The 16,317-nt window shown below is 53.2% G+C and carries 12 protein-coding genes and 3 pseudogenes; all 15 read right to left on the bottom strand.

The genetic code is table 11. The annotated features are described in order from the left end of the window. Nucleotides 1-14 precede the first annotated feature (14 nt). The 15 genes and pseudogenes from MTP40_RS09455 to MTP40_RS09390 all read right to left on the bottom strand — a co-directional run bounded on the left by MTP40_RS09455 (nt 15) and on the right by MTP40_RS09390 (nt 16,299). Entirely contained in the window at nt 15-635 is a 621-nt protein-coding gene (locus tag MTP40_RS09455) for a DUF7007 domain-containing protein (protein WP_442900414.1), read from the bottom strand. 42 nt (nt 636-677) lie between these two features. Beyond that, nucleotides 678-1,319: a septation protein SpoVG family protein gene (locus tag MTP40_RS09450; RefSeq protein ID WP_158565097.1), complete on the bottom strand. Its 642-nt coding sequence runs from the start codon at nt 1,317-1,319 to the stop codon at nt 678-680. 42 nt (nt 1,320-1,361) lie between these two features. Further along, nucleotides 1,362-1,637: pseudogene (locus MTP40_RS09445) on the bottom strand (hypothetical protein); the annotation flags it as partial. 102 nt (nt 1,638-1,739) lie between these two features. Next, on the bottom strand, nt 1,740-3,572 hold the full coding sequence (locus MTP40_RS09440) for a reverse transcriptase domain-containing protein (RefSeq protein ID WP_249259241.1): 1,833 nt from the start codon (nt 3,570-3,572) through the stop codon (nt 1,740-1,742). Nucleotides 3,573-4,225: 653 nt separating this feature from the next. Continuing rightward, nucleotides 4,226-4,816 (bottom strand): annotated as a pseudogene (locus MTP40_RS09435) (VirB6/TrbL-like conjugal transfer protein, CD1112 family); the annotation flags it as partial. A gap of 40 nt (nt 4,817-4,856) precedes the next feature. After that, a complete protein-coding gene (locus tag MTP40_RS09430) occupies nt 4,857-5,072 on the bottom strand; it encodes a Maff2 family mobile element protein (protein ID WP_016306504.1) in 216 nt (71 codons plus the stop codon). 89 nt (nt 5,073-5,161) lie between these two features. Then, nucleotides 5,162-6,985 (bottom strand): VirD4-like conjugal transfer protein, CD1115 family, encoded by a 1,824-nt coding sequence (locus MTP40_RS09425; protein ID WP_021425361.1) that lies wholly within the window; start codon nt 6,983-6,985, stop codon nt 5,162-5,164. Then, nucleotides 6,982-7,452, bottom strand: coding sequence for a PcfB family protein (locus tag MTP40_RS09420; RefSeq protein ID WP_015567070.1), 471 nt, complete (start codon nt 7,450-7,452; stop codon nt 6,982-6,984). Before MTP40_RS09420 ends, MTP40_RS09425 begins: the two co-directional genes overlap by 4 nt. A 91-nt stretch (nt 7,453-7,543) precedes the next feature. Continuing rightward, nucleotides 7,544-8,581, bottom strand: a complete 1,038-nt coding sequence (locus tag MTP40_RS09415) for a hypothetical protein (protein ID WP_249259240.1) — start codon at nt 8,579-8,581, stop codon at nt 7,544-7,546. A gap of 26 nt (nt 8,582-8,607) precedes the next feature. Further along, on the bottom strand, nt 8,608-9,321 hold the full coding sequence (locus tag MTP40_RS09410; protein ID WP_256469138.1) for an antirestriction protein ArdA: 714 nt from the start codon (nt 9,319-9,321) through the stop codon (nt 8,608-8,610). A gap of 4 nt (nt 9,322-9,325) precedes the next feature. Beyond that, complete coding sequence (locus MTP40_RS14530) at nt 9,326-9,574, bottom strand: DNA cytosine methyltransferase (protein WP_243035821.1); 249 nt, start codon at nt 9,572-9,574, stop codon at nt 9,326-9,328. Between the two features lie 423 nt (nt 9,575-9,997). Next, a pseudogene (locus MTP40_RS14525) lies at nt 9,998-10,411 on the bottom strand (DNA cytosine methyltransferase); the annotation flags it as partial. Beyond that, nucleotides 10,398-10,754, bottom strand: a complete 357-nt coding sequence (locus tag MTP40_RS09400) for a DUF7768 domain-containing protein (RefSeq protein WP_015555151.1) — start codon at nt 10,752-10,754, stop codon at nt 10,398-10,400. The pseudogene MTP40_RS14525 and the gene MTP40_RS09400, both read right to left, overlap by 14 nt. Nucleotides 10,755-11,063: 309 nt before the next feature. Then, nucleotides 11,064-12,443: a ParB/RepB/Spo0J family partition protein gene (locus MTP40_RS09395; RefSeq protein ID WP_118640018.1), complete on the bottom strand. Its 1,380-nt coding sequence runs from the start codon at nt 12,441-12,443 to the stop codon at nt 11,064-11,066. Between the two features lie 772 nt (nt 12,444-13,215). Next, nucleotides 13,216-16,299, bottom strand: a complete 3,084-nt coding sequence (locus tag MTP40_RS09390; RefSeq protein ID WP_249259238.1) for a glycoside hydrolase family 2 TIM barrel-domain containing protein — start codon at nt 16,297-16,299, stop codon at nt 13,216-13,218. Between the last annotated feature and the right edge of the window lie 18 nt (nt 16,300-16,317).

Raw genomic sequence — 16,317 nt, 5'->3', positions numbered from 1 at the left:
AGCATGGCCCGAGGTTATCTTGCGGCCTCTTTGGCCGGGGCTGTGCTGCGGGCAGCTTCGACGGCTTCTCGTCCGCTCTGCCTTGCCCTCCAGTATTCGGGATTATACTGCCGGATGGACTGGTTGAGGTTTTCTTCAAACTGCCCTTTGTCCTTAATGCGGTCGGGGATGTTCCACAGCTTTTTGTCCAGCAGCTCCCGGAGCACCACACTTTCCTGTGCGTCCTCCTCATAGCAGATATAGCCCTTATCCTTGAAGCCGCACTTTTTCGCTGCTGGGGAGAGGACGGCGGCTACCTCGTTTGCCACCATCGTTCCGCCGTGGCTGGCGGTAGATACCAGAAACACCCCTGGACAGAGGGTTTCACAGCTCTGCACCTCGCCCCACGGGGAACTTTTCGGCCCATGGAACATTCCGCCCGTCCGGCTCCGGTTCGCCTGCATGAGCGCCGCCTTTTCCAATATGGCGCGAAGTTCCGGGGAAAAATAGGCATATTCCCGCAGGACACGGGCGGCCTCCCCGCCGCAGGCGTTCATCAACAGGGTATAGGCGTCGCTGTCCGCTTTGGTACAGCGGCCCAGCAGTTTTCCGTCGTAATAGCAGGCCGCGTCATAGCCCATCCGTTTGCGTGGCATGGTTCCCGCCTCCTTTCTGCTTCGGGCCATTATGGCCCGAGGTCAACGCTCCGCCCCACGGCTGGGCTTTTCCTTCGGGGGCCGTTCTGCCTTTGCCTGCTCGGCAGCCGCTTTCCCGGCTTTGAGCTGGTCGCTGATGGACGCACGCCCCACAGAGCCGCGCTCCGCCATCTGTTCCAGCTTTGCCTCATAGGCTTGCAGCACAGCGGTATTGAGCTGTTCCCGGAACTCCTTTGTGACAGGGTAGGCCATATCCCGGTAGCCGCCTTTGCCGTCTGGCTGGCTGGGCATCCCAAGAAAGAGCCCCTTGCTGCCCTGTACGATTTTCAGATTTTCCACCACAAAGCAGTCATTGAATTTCACGCTGGCAAAGCCCATGAGGTTTTTCACAGGTTCGATGACCCGCACGCTTACATCCAGCTTCAACGGTGCGGCCGGGGTGGTGTTTGCAACCTTTTCCTGCATGGTTTCCTCCTTTCCGGCGGGAACAAGGTTCCCGTCCTTGTAGTCATAGCCTTCCGCCCGGAGTGCCGCCAGCGTGTCCGCCGATACGCACCCGGACAGTTTCAGATCGGTTTCCACCATAAAGCGCATGGTGTCTGCTTTAGAAAATTCTTCGGGGAGCTTTCCGTAGAAAGCCGGGTGCGGCTGTCCGTCCGCACCCTGTTTGTAACGCCGGGGCATACCGCCTCCTTTCCACTTCGGGTCAGCATGGCCCGAAGTCTCTTAATGGCAGCCGAAGATGGATTTTGCAAGACTGCCTGTTTTGAATAAGGTAAAACACAGCAACACCGTATATCCCACGCATCCCCAGATCGCCCCGATGGGGTCGCCGTCGGTGGCGATACTCTGGATCAGCACCGCATAGATGGCAACACAGACCAAGATCAACAGACCTTGAAAGCCCACCGCAAAGAGGGAGCGGAAATAGTTCTGCCCCATGTGTCCGGTTTCCCTGTTGGGGACTGTGGCAAATGGGATAGGCGCTAAACTTGTGAGTAGTAGGGTAAGAACCCAGCGCCTTACCATATCACTATGGCAGGTTTCCGAGAACTCCCCTCCGAACCGGACTTACACCTCTCGATGTATCCGGCTCTCCAGATGTCAGTCTAATTTTCCAGCGTGTAACTTATCGTGACAGTCAATACAGAGTGCCATTGTCTTGCGCTTGCGCCCAATCATGGCGATTTCCCATTGTTTTTTGCCACTTAAATCTTTGAGTTTTCGTACATGGTGTATTTCGAGCGGCACATTCTCTGCGCCGCACCACTCGCATTTGTTCGCTTGCAGCCTTTTCATCAGACTGTTGCGTCCATAGTTCTCAACTACTCTTGCTACTATATCGGGATTGCCGCTTTCCACTTTGGTATTCCGGCAAAAACCGTTGTTGTAGAACAGCACTTTACCAACTTTGCCATTTTTCTTCGGGTACTCCACAACAAAATCTTTCCCTTGACGGTACTTGCGGATAATTCTGCTGATTCGTGTCCGATATTTTCCAGCAAAGGTTTTGAGCATACTGTATCTCATTACATAGTAAAAGTTGTTGAGTACAGTCACGTTATTTGCGAGCCGATAGTAGTTATACAATCCACGGATTTCTGCATTGTATTGGTTTAGGACTTCCAAATCGTCCAGATGCAACAGGCGAGTGCGCCGGACCGGCTCCCAAACCTCCTTATTTCCATTCTGCTTATCATATTTGATTTTGAGGGCATTGTAAGATAATAGTCGTTTCACCCATTTGTCATGGGGAACATAGAGCAGGACTTTTCCGTTGTTTACTCGTCTGGTAGCTCCCGTTTTGGTCTTTTTGTTATATTCGCCTTTGGCGATTGTGACCTCGTATCCCAAGAACTTTGCAAAGTCATGCCCGTGGGTAATCAATGTTTTTTCTTCGGACATTTCCAGATGAAGTTTTTCCCGGATAAAACATCCTACCTCTTGTTTTACTTGTTCCGCGTCCTCCTTGCTGCCGATAACTCCGATTAAGAAATCATCGGCGTATCGGATATAGCAAAGCCGTTTATAGCTATCGTCCATCTGGTCACTATACGGTATAGATTTCAGACTACGCCGCAGTTCCCGGATTTCTGCAATTAAGCCCTCTTTTTCTTCCACGCTCATTTTAGAGATATTTCTTTTAAGCCTTTGTTCTTTCCCTCGGCAGACATCCAATTTCTTCTTGAACGCAGGATTGATTTTACGGCGGTTTCCGCAGTTGAATTTCTCTGCATACTCTGCCATATAACTGTCCAGTTCGTTCATGTAGATGTTTGCCAGGATAGGGCTGATGATGGAGCCTTGCGGAGTACCGGAATAAGTATTGTGATAATTCCAATCCTCCATATATCCAGCTTTCAAGAACTTCCAGAGTAGACCGATGAAATGTTCGTCTGCAATCCGCTTCCGCAGAATGTCAATCAGCACATGATGGTCTACATTGTCAAAACAGCCCTTTATATCCCCCTCAACGAACCACTTTGTCCCCGTAAAATATTTCTGCACATATTTGAGTGCCGTATGGCAGCTCTTGTTTATGCGGAAACCGTGGGAGTAGTCGCTGAAAGTTGGCTCATAGATGCTCTCTAAGATGAGCCGCACCACCTCCTGTATCAGTTTGTCGTCAAATGACGGTATTCCCAGAGGGCGCATTTTCCCATTGGATTTCGGGATATACGTTCTCCTTGCCGGGTTGGGCTGGTAGCTGAAATCACGCATTTTTTCAATGAGGGCGTTTATCCTTGCCATTCCCATACCGTCAATGGTTTTGCCGTCTGTTCCGGCTGTCATGTTGCCTGGTTTCGCCTGTATCCGCTGATATGCCAGCAGATAGAATTGTGGATTGTACAGATTGCGGTATAAACGCTCGTACTTGTAACTCTTGTTACACGCCTTGGATTTTAGGCTTTCCAACACATTTTCAGGACTTCTCATAATGCCTCACGCACCTTTCCTTTTTATGAATTGGTTGACATCCTGCCTCCCTTCGCCATGTAGACGGCTTTCCCGCCCTCGGACTACTACGGAGGCTCCGTTGCCATGCCAGATATTCAGCGTCATCTTTCTTGGGTTTTTACCCCTTGAAATTTTTCACCTTGCGGCATTACGCATAGCCGGATAATCCCGGCACTCCGGTTTAGGCAATCTCCAGTTAGACACTTTGGGAAAAGCGTATTGTGATGTCGGTAATGGGTTTTCGTCCTTTTCCGCTTATTGCGGCTGGCTGTCATAAGTATCGTGCGGTTTGTGTCTACCTGTCACATTCCGCTGTGACATACGGCGAATACAACCATCCTGCGCCGCCGGGTCGAGTATCCCGCCTCGGACTGCCCTTGAAGCAGTTTAGCCTTGTTCCTCATTCACAATGTTACGTCTTGCCGCTCAGTCGTGGGTAGATGGTTTCCCCAACTTGCGATTTTTCCGATACGCTATTGTCCCCCTTGTGGTTTCCCTCCGGGGTAAATCGGATGACGCTAAAGTGACGCTTTTCACGTCTTTGATACTTTTCTTTACCGGCTTGCTAAAGCCGGATTCCCAAAATGTCCGCGCACCGCCTTTGGATGAAAAGCGGCGCTTCTGGACGCGCAATAAATTTCAATCATACGGCCATATACGATGACGAAGATCACGATGTTTAAGGCAATCATGGTAAGCTGGATCAGGAAGGACTGGAGCCAGAGTCCGAACAGAGGGCCTAACTCCATCGCCTCAAGCTCTGTCCGCAGACTGTCCAGCACATCCGGCGTGATTTCTGTCCCGTTCTGGATAATGCCCGCTGACTGCTGGATCACATGCTGGCTCACATCAAAGACCGCCAGCACGATATTGAAGGTATTCGTCAGGATCATCACAGCCACAAAGGTTTTGAACACCCACTTAAAAAACATCCATGTGTCAACTTCATGGAGGTTGTTGCGTTCTATGAACATCTGTATCAGTTCATAGGTCATAACAAAAGTGAGGATGACCCCGGCGATTGGCAGAATGGCAGTTTCGGAGATCTGTCGTATCATGGAAAAGACCCCGGCGTTCCAGTCCGCCGGGGTCGTGCCTACCTGTGTGGCGATTTCGCCAACGCTCTGATTGACGTTATCGAAAAGGCCGTCCAGATTTCCCATGATACCATCGACGAGCAGACCTTTCAGCCATTCAACGATTGCGTCGATGATAAAGTCCATACATCAGCTCCTTTTCTGGAAAAGGGACAACGGGTGACACTTAGCTGAACAGGCCGGACAGCAGAGGGATAAGCTGAAGGCCGATCAGAACGACACCGCCGCCCGCCATGAGCTGCTTAATGCCTTGGCTTTTTGCCGCAGGGTTGTCCGACCCGTAACCTTCCAGAAGGTTGATGACGCCCCATACCGCCAGACCAGCGCCAAGAGCCATGACCAGAATTTTAAGAATGTCGATTGCCTGATTGAAAAATTCCATATACGTTCCTCCATTTTGTTTGTTTGATGGTTTTGAGTACAAAAAAAGCCGCCCACATCGGCGGCGCTTCGGGTCAACATGGCCCGAAGTTACACAAACTCGTCGCTGTCCAGATCATCGAAATTCAACAGGTCAGCTTCTTCGTCCGTGTCGGAGCCGTCCACTTCGTACACCGTGTATTCGTCCTCCGGCTTTAGTCTCAATGGCCGGTGGCGGAACAGGCTTTCCAAGCGGAAGGCGTTTTTCTTTTTATCAAATTCGGCTGTGTACTTGTAATTCGGGTGCTTTTTCAAGTCATACTTCGGGGACAGGAAGGGCGGGAGCCCCCGAAGCTGCAAGATACATTTATCCCCGGGCATGGTGGTGATCTCGCTGGTGGTCATCAGTTCCCGGCCAAGCCGCTGCATATTCTGGCTGTAACTTTCAGACTGTCCCCGGCTTCGGCCCTCGGTCTGCATAGAGATGGTGGCCTTGCCCAGCCAGTTTTCCGAAATATCCTTTAGGGTGGAAGCCTCCCGGCCTCCGAGGAACACGATACTGTCCATGTTTCCCATGATGGTTTCGGAATGGTCTTTGTACAATGCCTTGCACTGGCTCATAGCCTGATAAAAGAGCGTCAGGCTGATCTCCCGGGAACGAATGACGGCCACAATCTTTTCCAGCCCCGGCACCTGCCCGGTGTTGGCAGCCTCGTCCCACAGCACCCGCACATGGTAGGGCAGACGCCCGCCATAGGTGTTATCAGCCCGTTCACACAGAAGGTTGAACATCTGCGAAAAAGCGAGGGCAACCAAAAAGTTGTAGGTGGTGTCCGTGTCGCTGATAAGAAAGAACAGCGCCGATTTTTCATCCCCCAGCTTATCCAGCTCCAGTTCGTCATAAGACATGATCTCCCGAAGCTGGGGAATATCAAAAGGAGCCAGTCTTGCACCGCAGGAAATCAAGATGCTTTTGGCTGTCTTGCCGCTGGCGAGCTTGTATTTCTTATACTGCCTCACGGCGAAGTGCTGGGGGCTGCGACGTTCCAACCCGTCAAACATATAGTCCACCGCATTTTTGAAGGTTTCGTCATCCTCCCGGACTTCCATGCTGTTTATCATTTCCACCAGCGTATTCATGTTGCGTTCTTCCTCCGGCCCCTCAAAGACGATGTAGGCCACAAGGGCGCAGTACAAGAGGGTTTCAGCTTTAGTCCAGAACTCGTCGCCCTCCTTGCCGTCGCCTTTGGTGTTGGCGATCAGAGCAGTAACGAATTTCAAAACATCGCTTTCCGTCTTGATATAGGCCAGCGGATTGTAGTGCATGGATTTTGAAAAGTCGATACTGTTGAACACCCGCACCCTGTATTTCTCCCGTTGCAGGAACCGCCCGCACTGATCGAGGGTGCCGCCCTTCGGGTCTACCACCACATACGAGGAATGGGCTTGAAGGAGCTGCGGGGTCAGCCAGAACCTTGTCTTACCCGAACCGGACGAGCCGATGACACAGGCGTTTAGGTTCCGGGCATTGGCGGGTATTTTCGGACGGGTGTTCATGGTCAGGAACTCCGTCCCGGTCAGAATGACATTGTTCTGAAATTTAGGGTCTACAAACGGCTTTATATCCTCCTTTGTTCCAAAGCGGGCGGTGCCGTACTCCGCATCCCGCCGGAATTTTTTCGCCTGCCTGATCTTTGACTGTATCAGCAGATACACCCCAGCCGCACCGGCAAGGCCCACCAGCAGGTCAATACCGCCCAGCCCCGGCCAGTAGGTTTCAAAGGCTTTGGGGAAGGTATCGAGCATCCCCATGAGCTTTGTCCCGAAGTCTGTGCCGGGGGCGATCCGGTAGGCCGTCCCGATTTTGGAGAAGAACCAGAACACAAAGAGGTACGGCAGGTTTGGGAGCACATATTTTCTAATCTTGTCACTCAACGTCCGTCCTTCACCGCCTCTCTGGTCCGCTGCTTTTCCTTTGCCTGCGTCCTGATCTGCTCCGTGAATTTCCGAAGCTGGCCGAGGATGGAAGCCTTGTCCTGCTCTTTGTTCAGCACCTTTGCGCTGTACTTCTGGAAGGCCGCCGTGATAGCGTCCGCCTGATTGGCTTTGAAAAACAGTAGGTAATGACCGGGGCTCACTTTATGGAAAGCGTAGTCCACATGGAACTCCTTTGCGATCCGGTCAAAATCCTTTGGGGCTCCCACATAGGGCATGGCGCTTTTGCCGCCATAGTGGTTCATCAGCTTTTTTACACTCTGGCGTCCCTGCGGGGTCAGCGCCTTCCGGTGGTGCTTTTGCAGCGCCCGCGCTACCTTCCCAAGAGCGGCAGCCAGCACTTTTCCCGTGAGCTTCGTTGTCCTGATCGAAAGGGCAACCGTTTTTTGGTTTACTTCTTCCTGCATAAAACCTCCTTTCCGTCGGGGTTCCCGCTATCCGGGAGGCCCCCGTACAATCTCGGGGAACAGAAAACCTCGGGCCAATGTGGCCCGAGGCTTACCGCTCGGCATCTCTGCCGGACGGAGCTTTCTTTTCCGGCTCCGTCTGGACTTTTTCGCCCTGTTCCCGCATGGTCTGCAAGATAGAGGGCTTCTTTTGAAGCTGGGAGGGCTTTTCGCCGGACAGCGGCTTGATACATTCCAGACGGTCAGCCGCCCGGATGGCGTTGTCCGTGAGCTGCCTCTGCCATGCGCCTACACTGGGAGCCCAGCGGAAACCGCTGCTTTTCAACTCGGCCCGGGTGTCCGCGTCAGGCTTTCCATCAAAGAATACCTGCAAGCGGTTGTCCTCCCGGTTCATCTCCACACGGCCCCCGTCGAACTCCCAGCCGGAAAACTCCCGCTGCGCCTGTTTGGAGAGCTGTTCGATACGGGCCTTTACCCGGCGGATCTCCGCATTGTTGTTGGTAAGCTGGTAGCTTTCAAAGGGCCTCGGGTCGCTCCGCCAGTTTGCCGCCATGCTTGCTTTCAGCTTTTCGATCTGGTCCGGCGACAGCAGCGCACAGCCATCCAGCTTGCCATGCTTGCGGTAATAGGCGTTGACCTCCTTCATAATGAGCTGGGAGCGTTCCAGCCCGTCCAGCTTCTTCTGGAGCTTTTCAATCGCTGCCGGGTCATCGGCGCTGATCCCGCCCATGCCGGTACTGCGTATCTTATCCAGCAGCCCTTGAATATACCGCCATTCCTCCATGTTGCTGTCCCGGGCCCGGTTCTGTTTTTCCTTCTTTCCCACCGGGAAATTGGCAGGTCCGGCGATCATCACAGAGGGAACCCTTGCGTCAATGGCAAAGCCCTGGTTCATGTTTTCGGCCAGCTTGCGGGCGTAGGTGTCTAACAGATGGTCGATCTTCTCATGGTACATGGGGTCTACCCGGGATTTTTGCTGTTCGGCTATGGCTGCGGCCTTGTCTACCATTGCCCGGTATTCCGCCGTTGCGCTCCCTTCCTTGTAGTCGGAAAAGCTATTCATTTCCTTTGCCCGGCGGGCGGCCCCTTCATTGATAGAGTAATAGTTGATGGTATGCACCTCCTTCATGCTTCGGGCCATGCTGGCCCGAAGTCCTACCGTTCTTCATGGGAAGGCCCCGCCTTGTCCTTCTTCGGAGCGGGCGGGGCTTCTTGAAACCGTTTGAGTGCGGCGAGAATGGAGTGGACAGGCTCGGCCTTTTCAGGATAGGCAAATATCCGGTGTTCCGGCGGGATGTCCTGCGGCCCGTGATAATACTCCTTGAAGCCCTCCGGGACTACCGACACATACCCACCGGGAGCGAATACGCCGCCCTCGTTGATACGCACATCCCGTCCGTATGCTTCATAATCGAAGTAGTTCTGAATGTGCTCCGGTATGTCGATGGTTCCAAGCTCGTCGGCGTACAGACGGCCCAGCCCTTCATCATCAGAAATATCCGGGTAAAAGCGGTAAAGGTCAAGGTTCTGCGTCAGGTTTATCAAATCCTTCACGCTCCGTGTGTGGTTTCCCAAGACAAGAGCGGCTTCAAAGGTTTCCAGTCCGCCCTTATCCCGTACTTCCAGCAGGGCGTGGCCCAGCTCGTTCAGCTCGTCGATGTTCTCACATTCGTAGAGATGATCGTAGAGTCCCAGCACATCACTGTCAAAGCTGGTAAAGAACACTTCGCTGTACCGTTTTCCGTCTATCCCGATTTTGGCAAGGGCGGCCTGCAACTCCTGTGTCGTCATGGGGAAATGTACCGTTGTCCCTACCTCAATCCCCATTAAGGGGTATAGGGCTGTATTGGTTATATAGGCTTCAAACATGGGCTCATTCCTCCTTTCCGGCCCGGTCAGCCAGCACCTCATAAATCCCGGCCATAATGTAATCGGCGCAAGGGAGGGCAATCGCATTTCCCAGCGCCTTGTAGCGTTGCAGAGGCCGAATCTCCACGCCGTCCGCCCCGTACTTTGTCCAGCCCTCCGGCAGCCCCATCAGCCGTTCACTTTCTGTTTCCGTCAGAAAACGGATACAGCCGCCCTCCGGGTCGCCCTCATACCAGAAGGCGAAGGGCGTCACGTCACTGGCTAAAAGAGTGGGAAAAGGGTCAGTTGGTAATCCGAAGCTGTTTCGGAAGGCCGTTTCTTCCTGCCTTTTTGCCGATCCCCGCATACGGAAGCACTGAAAGGGGTGGATGACTGGTATCTGCCGCCCTGTTTCAAAAGAAGCTGTTCGATCTCCTTCGGCGGCGGCCCACCCGCCCTCTCCGCAAGGCGGAGGAAGTGGGAGCATTGGACGGAGCTTAAATAGTATGTCTGCGGCACGTCTGCCTCCAAAATCCGCCACGACGAAAATCCGCTGCCTTCGTGCCAGCCTTCGGGTGCCTGCCCAATACTGGGCGTCCATGAGCCGCCAGCACACATCAGGCGTTCCCCCTCGCACCATTCCGGCGTTTCCCCATCTTCCCGAAGGAGGCATTGGAACTTCGGTGTCCGAGAAGGCGGATAGGACGGCTCTAAAGTCCATCCGGTCATTTGTAGAAAACGCTCCCATGACGTTTTCCCAAACAGCGATAGCTGGATATAGGTTATCAGTAGCATCCCTCATTTCCTGTATGATACGAAACGCCTGATAGAACAGGCTTGATTTTGCCCCGGCAAGGCCGGAGCGGTTGCCGATCAGAGAAAGGTTCTGACAGGGGGAACCGAAGGTAATTATATGGACAGGTGGGATTTTCCCGCCGTCCACCTTCGTAATATCTCCCAAATGCACCATGTCGGGAAAGTGCCTTTTGGTTATGGAGATGGGCGCTTTTTCAATCTCACTGGCCCATACCGGACGGATACCGCACCGGGAAGCAGCCAGAGGGAACACGCCGATCCCGTCGAAAAGGCTCCCCAGCTTAATGTCCGGCATGGCCCGGGGTGCCGTGTCCCTTCACGGCAAGCACCCCTTCCAGTGTGGTCGCCGCAATGCCCAGCCGCCCGGCAACCGCAATATCATTTTTTACATCCTCGTCCACAGCGCTGCCGCAGACGATCAGGGTATGGGAGCGCCGCAGCATATCCCGGCGCATATCAATCCCGGCCTTATGTTCCTCGGGAACGCTGTCATTCAAAAACAGCGGCAGGTACAAGAGCGGGCAGATCGGGGAAAAGCCCGCCTCATAAGTAAGACGGCAGTAGTGGGCCGCCAGCTCCATATCAACATCCGGCTCGCCGCTCCATGCGGCGGTCAGGTATGCTAAAGGTCGTTTCATTGGTTGAACCTCCATTTCTGTTTTGGTTTAGGGAAAAGCAAGGTATCGCCCAACCCCTCCGCCCCTTCCCCCGGGAAGGGGAACGGCTCTGGAGAATTTATATCCCCGTCGCTTGACCGGGAAAAAGCATAACCGGGAGAAATCCGTCAAGGGTGCCTCCGGCACCGCCTGCGGCGGCGCTGCCCTTGACTGATTTTCCCGGCTATGCTACGGAATAACTGGCGACGGGGAATAATTTATATCTCCAGAGCTTCGGGGCGCGGGGCAGAGCCCCGCAATCCTCGGGCCATGCTGACCCGAAGTTTGGGCTTACTTTTCCTGTTCGGTTTTCTTCTCCGGCTTTTCGTGTTCCTTCTGCTGACCCTTCCAGTCGTCCAGCAGCTTGATGATCTGGTCCTTCATTTCCCTCGGCGTAGTTTCCTTGCCGAAATACTTGCTCAGTTCCGCACCTGTCAAAATCACTTTGTCTACCTCCTTTTTGTCCTCCATCATAATGCCGTCGATCACATCCCCGTTGAGTAGCTTCTTTTCGTCCAACTCACGCATACGCTTTGCCTGCGCCTGTGAAGGCGAGGACTGCTGGCTGTCAATGGCGACGGCGATATAGTTCTGGTTCTTCTTGCCGATATAGGAAAGCTCCACCGCCGTAGTAAAGCCCAGCTTTTTTTCATCCATCAGCTTCATCAGGTCGGGAACCAGCTCATTCAGCCGGATATACCGCTGCACCTGTTTGACGGCCATCTTATTGCGCTCGGCCACGATCTCGTTGGAGCGTTTGCCAGCGTCCTTCGGGTCAATTTGGCCCGAAGTGCGGGAGCCCTGGTGCTTGATAGCCTCAAGCTGCATTTTTAAGGCTTTGGCCCGCTCACTGGGTAGGATTTCTTCACGCTGGTTGAGATTGTCCTCGACCATCTGGGTGATGGCTTCATCGTCTGTCAGGTTTCGGACGATACAGGGCATATCCGCATATCCGGCAAGCTCACTGGCTTTCTGGCGGCGGTGGCCGGACACGATCTCATAGCCGCCATCCTCACGGGGACGGACGATAGCGGGCTGGGTAACGCCCTTGTCCTTGACGCTGGACACCATAGCCCGCATTTCTTCATCATCCCGAACCTCAAAGGGATGGTTCTTGAAAGCGTGGAGTTCATTCAGCTTGATATAGACGATCTGCTCCTTGCCCCGGCGTGGTGCATCCTGCGGCTTTTCAGGTTTCTTCGGAGTGGGAGCGGTCTGCACCGTTGGAGCCGTTTTTTTCTCCGGCTCCTTTTTGACCGTCTTTTCCGGTTTCTGTGCGGGGGCTTTGGACTTCGGGGCTGCGGCCTTGTCCTTATCTGCCTTCGGGGGACGGCCCCGGCGCTTCGGCTGTTCCGGCTCTTTGGGTTTTTCATCTGCTTTTTTCGGAGTCTCCGGCTGCTTTTCCGGTTTCTCCACTTTTGCCGGGTCAGGCTTTTCCCCGCTGGGAGCTGCCGCCCGTTCCTCGACCTTCTTTTCCTTCATAATTTCAGCGAAGTTATAGACAGAAACCTGTGGGTTCTTTACCTCCGGTTCCGTCTTTTTTTCCGGCTCCGGGGAAACGGAAACCTTCTCCGGCTCTTTTGGGGGAGCGGGAGGCGTTTCCTTGCCCGGCCCGCTATCCGTTACCGGCTGTTCCGGCGTTTTTGTGGTTTTATCATCTGCCATAAGCATTTACCTCCTGTTTTTTGGCATGAAAAAAGGGGCTCAACTTTTCAGTCAAGCCCCCGTGGGAAGTTCCTCCTTTCTCCGCCATGATACAAAAAATACCGCCCGTAGTCTCGTTTGGGCGGTACTTTGTGTAAGATTGGCAGTCCATTATTAAGTTTTTTATTATGTTCCCTTTGTACACCGTTGCAAGCCTTTATTCTGATATGTTCCAGAATGATTTTTTTGATCCGGAAGAAATTATTACTTTCAATTTGGCTAAGTCTACCCTCGAATTAACCGGACACCGAATAGAATTCATAAATACCATATCGCCTCCTGATAACATACTTCGTTTGGCGAAAAAAGAAGATATTCTGGCATACAGAACCAAATTAAAAGAAATGGGTATGGAAATTGATTTTTAGGATAAAAACCTCTCGCTTGCTGCCCTAAAACCATTGATATGACTGGTTTTTTCCAGATCCTATAATTACACTCCGACAAAAATCCAACGATTTCACGTTAGAAATCGTTGGATTTTTTTATATCCTAAAAATTTGTATACTTCAATACGTTAAAGAAAGTTTGGAGAACCATTCAAAGAAATGCTCTGAACAAAAGCAGAATACGGTTATTTTGACATAGCAACGCTACTTATATAGAGCGAAGCACTACTTATAAATAGTGGCGTCAGGAATTGAGATTTTGTGATACCAAAAAAGACACCCTCGCTTTTGATAGGAATCTCATGCAGGGATGTCCTTATCTCAACGCGAAGGTGTCTTAATAACGAGGGTCAGATGCCACGGAACGTAAAGGTGAACTCCACAGGCTTGGTCACATCGGGAATATACTCCGGGTGGACATTGGCACCCCAGCTGTCATCGCCGCCAACGCCCATCTGCTCTCCCATAGCACGGATGACCGTGTAATGGACCGGGGGCAGTTCGTAGGGATGCTTGGCACTCTCCATTTCATGGGGAGTGTAGGGCAGCGCAGAGAAGAACATGGGCTTTGCGGCATCCGCGGTAAACAGCAGCCCACGACCCTTGCGGTCCATTACCTTTGCCCAGCGCACAGCGGTCTTTGCACCGCACTCCTGCGGCACAAGGTACTGTGCCATGTTGTCTGCGACCTTGTTCTGGTAAATGCCCAGCTTTGCACCATGCTGACGATCCCAGTAGGTCTCCGCAGGGCCGTTTCCGTACCACTCCACCGTGTCGTAGTCAGCGTCGATCTTGAACAGTACGCCGAACTCCGGCATTGCTGCAAGTCCTTCCACCGGGTCATAGTGCAGGGTGGTCTGGATGCGGCCATCACCGAACACGCGGTACTGCAGGCTGCACTCTGCTGCGGGGCTGGTCTGGAGGTTATAGAGATAGGTCACGACAACGCTGTCGGCTTCCACCTCGCAGGTGGGGTTCTGGAGGATGGTGCCGCCGTGAACAGACGGAATCTCCCTGCCGATGCCCTTGGCGGTAGCGTACAGGCTTGCCAGCTTCCACTGGCCGCGAACGCCGCCCATGTTGTTGCCGCAGTCGTTGTCGGTGGGAGCGCGCCAGAAGTTGGGCCGGGGAATCTCCTGAATCATCTCCTTGCCGGCATAGCGGTAGGAAGTCAGACCGCCGTTCAGATCGGAGAACAAAACATCGAAATTCTCACCACGGACACCGATGTTGTGTGTACCGTGCGTAACGGTAAACGGCGTGACCTTCTTGCTGGGAATGGAACGAACCACAGCGATCACACCCTGTCCAAAGGCGACTTCATGGCCCTTCTTTGCCCAGCTGGTGTCCTCCTTCAAACGGAAGCTGATGGTCACTGCATATTCACCGGGGAGCGCAGGAACCATAAACGGCAGCGGGAAGCTGGAACGCTCTTCGGGAGCAACATCAATATTGGTCAGTTTCTGCTGCTGATACAGCTTTCCATCACGATGCAGCAGTGCAACGCAGTCGAAAGCACCCGTAGAGGTGAACAGGTTCTTGTTCCGGACTTCGAAGCCAGAGTTGTCGATGGAAACTGCAATGTTCTGATAGCAGAACTTGACCTCCTGCATCTTGGGAGAAGGAGCACGGTCACCACCGTAGGCAATGCCGTTTCCGCTGAAATTATAGTCGGTAGGACGCTCACCGAAGTCGCCGCCGTAGGCTTGGAACCACTTGCCGTAGCGGTCTTTTTTCCAGATGGACTGGTCGATGTAATCCCAGATAAAGCCGCCCTGATAGCCGCAGTCCTTCTGGTCGGCAAGTTCCGTGTACTTGTGCAAAGCACCGTTGGAGTTGCCCATAGCATGAGAGTATTCGCACTCGATATAAGGCCGCTTATCGCCCTGTGCCAGATACTCTTTAATGTCCTTCACAGTGCTGTACATATGGCTCTCGATATCGGTGGTTTCGAGGAAGCGGGGATCATTGACCACACCTTCGTAATGCACCAGACGGGTGTCATCAAAGCGGCGGACCATCTCTGCCATCTGGAGCAGGGTCTCACCACCAAACGATTCGTTGCCCAGAGACCAGATCAGAACAGCAGGATGGTTTTTATCACGCTGGTAAGTGGAATTCATGCGGTCAAACAAGACAGCTTTCCACTCCGGCTTATCATTGGGCAAAACGCCCTCGATGCCGCGAATGCCCGCCTGATGAATATCCCATGTGCCATGGGATTCCAGATTGTTCTCTGCGATCATGTACAGTCCGTACTCGTCGCACAGGTCGTACAGTGCATCCTGATTCTGGTAATGGCTGGTGCGGATGGCATTGATGTTGTTCTGCTTCATGGTGATGATATCCCGAAGCAGTTCCTCATGGGTGTGTACGCCCACAGCACGACCCGTAATGGAGCTGAACTCATGACGGTTGGCACCCTTGAACACGATGCGCTTGCCGTTGAGCAGCATCCGATTGTTCTTCAGCTCGAACTTGCGGAAACCGATTTTCTGCCCGGTCACCTCTACCAGATGGCCTGCATCGTCCAGCAGCTCAATTTCCAGTTCATACAGAGCCGGGTCTTCTGCACTCCACAGGTGGGGGTTTTCCACCGCATGGCTGAACAGCGCAGAGCCGCCGTTCAGCGGGATTTTTTCGGAGAACACTTCCAGTTCACTGCGGCGCAGGGTCAGACGGGCTGCGCCCTTACCCTCCACCTGCAATGCAACTTCCAGCGTGGAATGAGTAAAATCATCCCCGGCAAACAGCGTTTTGACGGATACATCTTCCAGATGCACGGTGGGGATGGCGTACAGCCACACGCTGCGGAAGATGCCGGAAAAGCGGAAGAAGTCCTGATCTTCGCACCAGCTGGAGGAAGTCCACTTGAACACCTGCACAGCAAGTTTGTTCACGCCCGGCTGGAGATAGGGAGTCAGATCGAATGCGTGTGCGGAGAAGCTGTCCTCGGTGTAACCCACATAAGACCCGTTCAGCCAAAGAGCCATGCCGCTTTCCACACCCTCGAACTCGATGCGGACGGGCTTGCCCTGCATGGATTCCGGCAGCTCGAAGTATTTTACATAGCTTGCCACCGGATTGAACCGCTGCGGGATCTCGCCCGGTTGTACTTCTTCACGGCCATCCCACGGATACTGAATATTCGCGTACTGGGGAATGTCGTAGCCCTCCATCTGGATGTGTGCCGGAACATGAATGTCATCCCAGCCGCTGCAATCGTAATCTGTCTTTTCAAAGCCAGGGATGGCACTGGTGTAGTTCTTTGCGTAGGCGAATTTCCAGATACCGTCCAGCTTCAGCGCAAGCGAAGATTCTCCTGCCAGATATTCTTCGCGGGAAGCGTAAGTACGGAAACTTGCATGAGCATTCAGCACGTTTTCCTTGAAAAAGGTGGGGTCTTTTACTTTTGCAAAATCAAATGCAGCCATAGTATTTCCTCATTTACC

Origin of the sequence: Faecalibacterium sp. IP-3-29, from assembly GCF_023347335.1 — a bacterium.
GTDB lineage: Bacteria > Bacillota > Clostridia > Oscillospirales > Ruminococcaceae > Faecalibacterium > Faecalibacterium duncaniae.
This window is presented reverse-complemented; position numbering and strand designations above follow the sequence as displayed.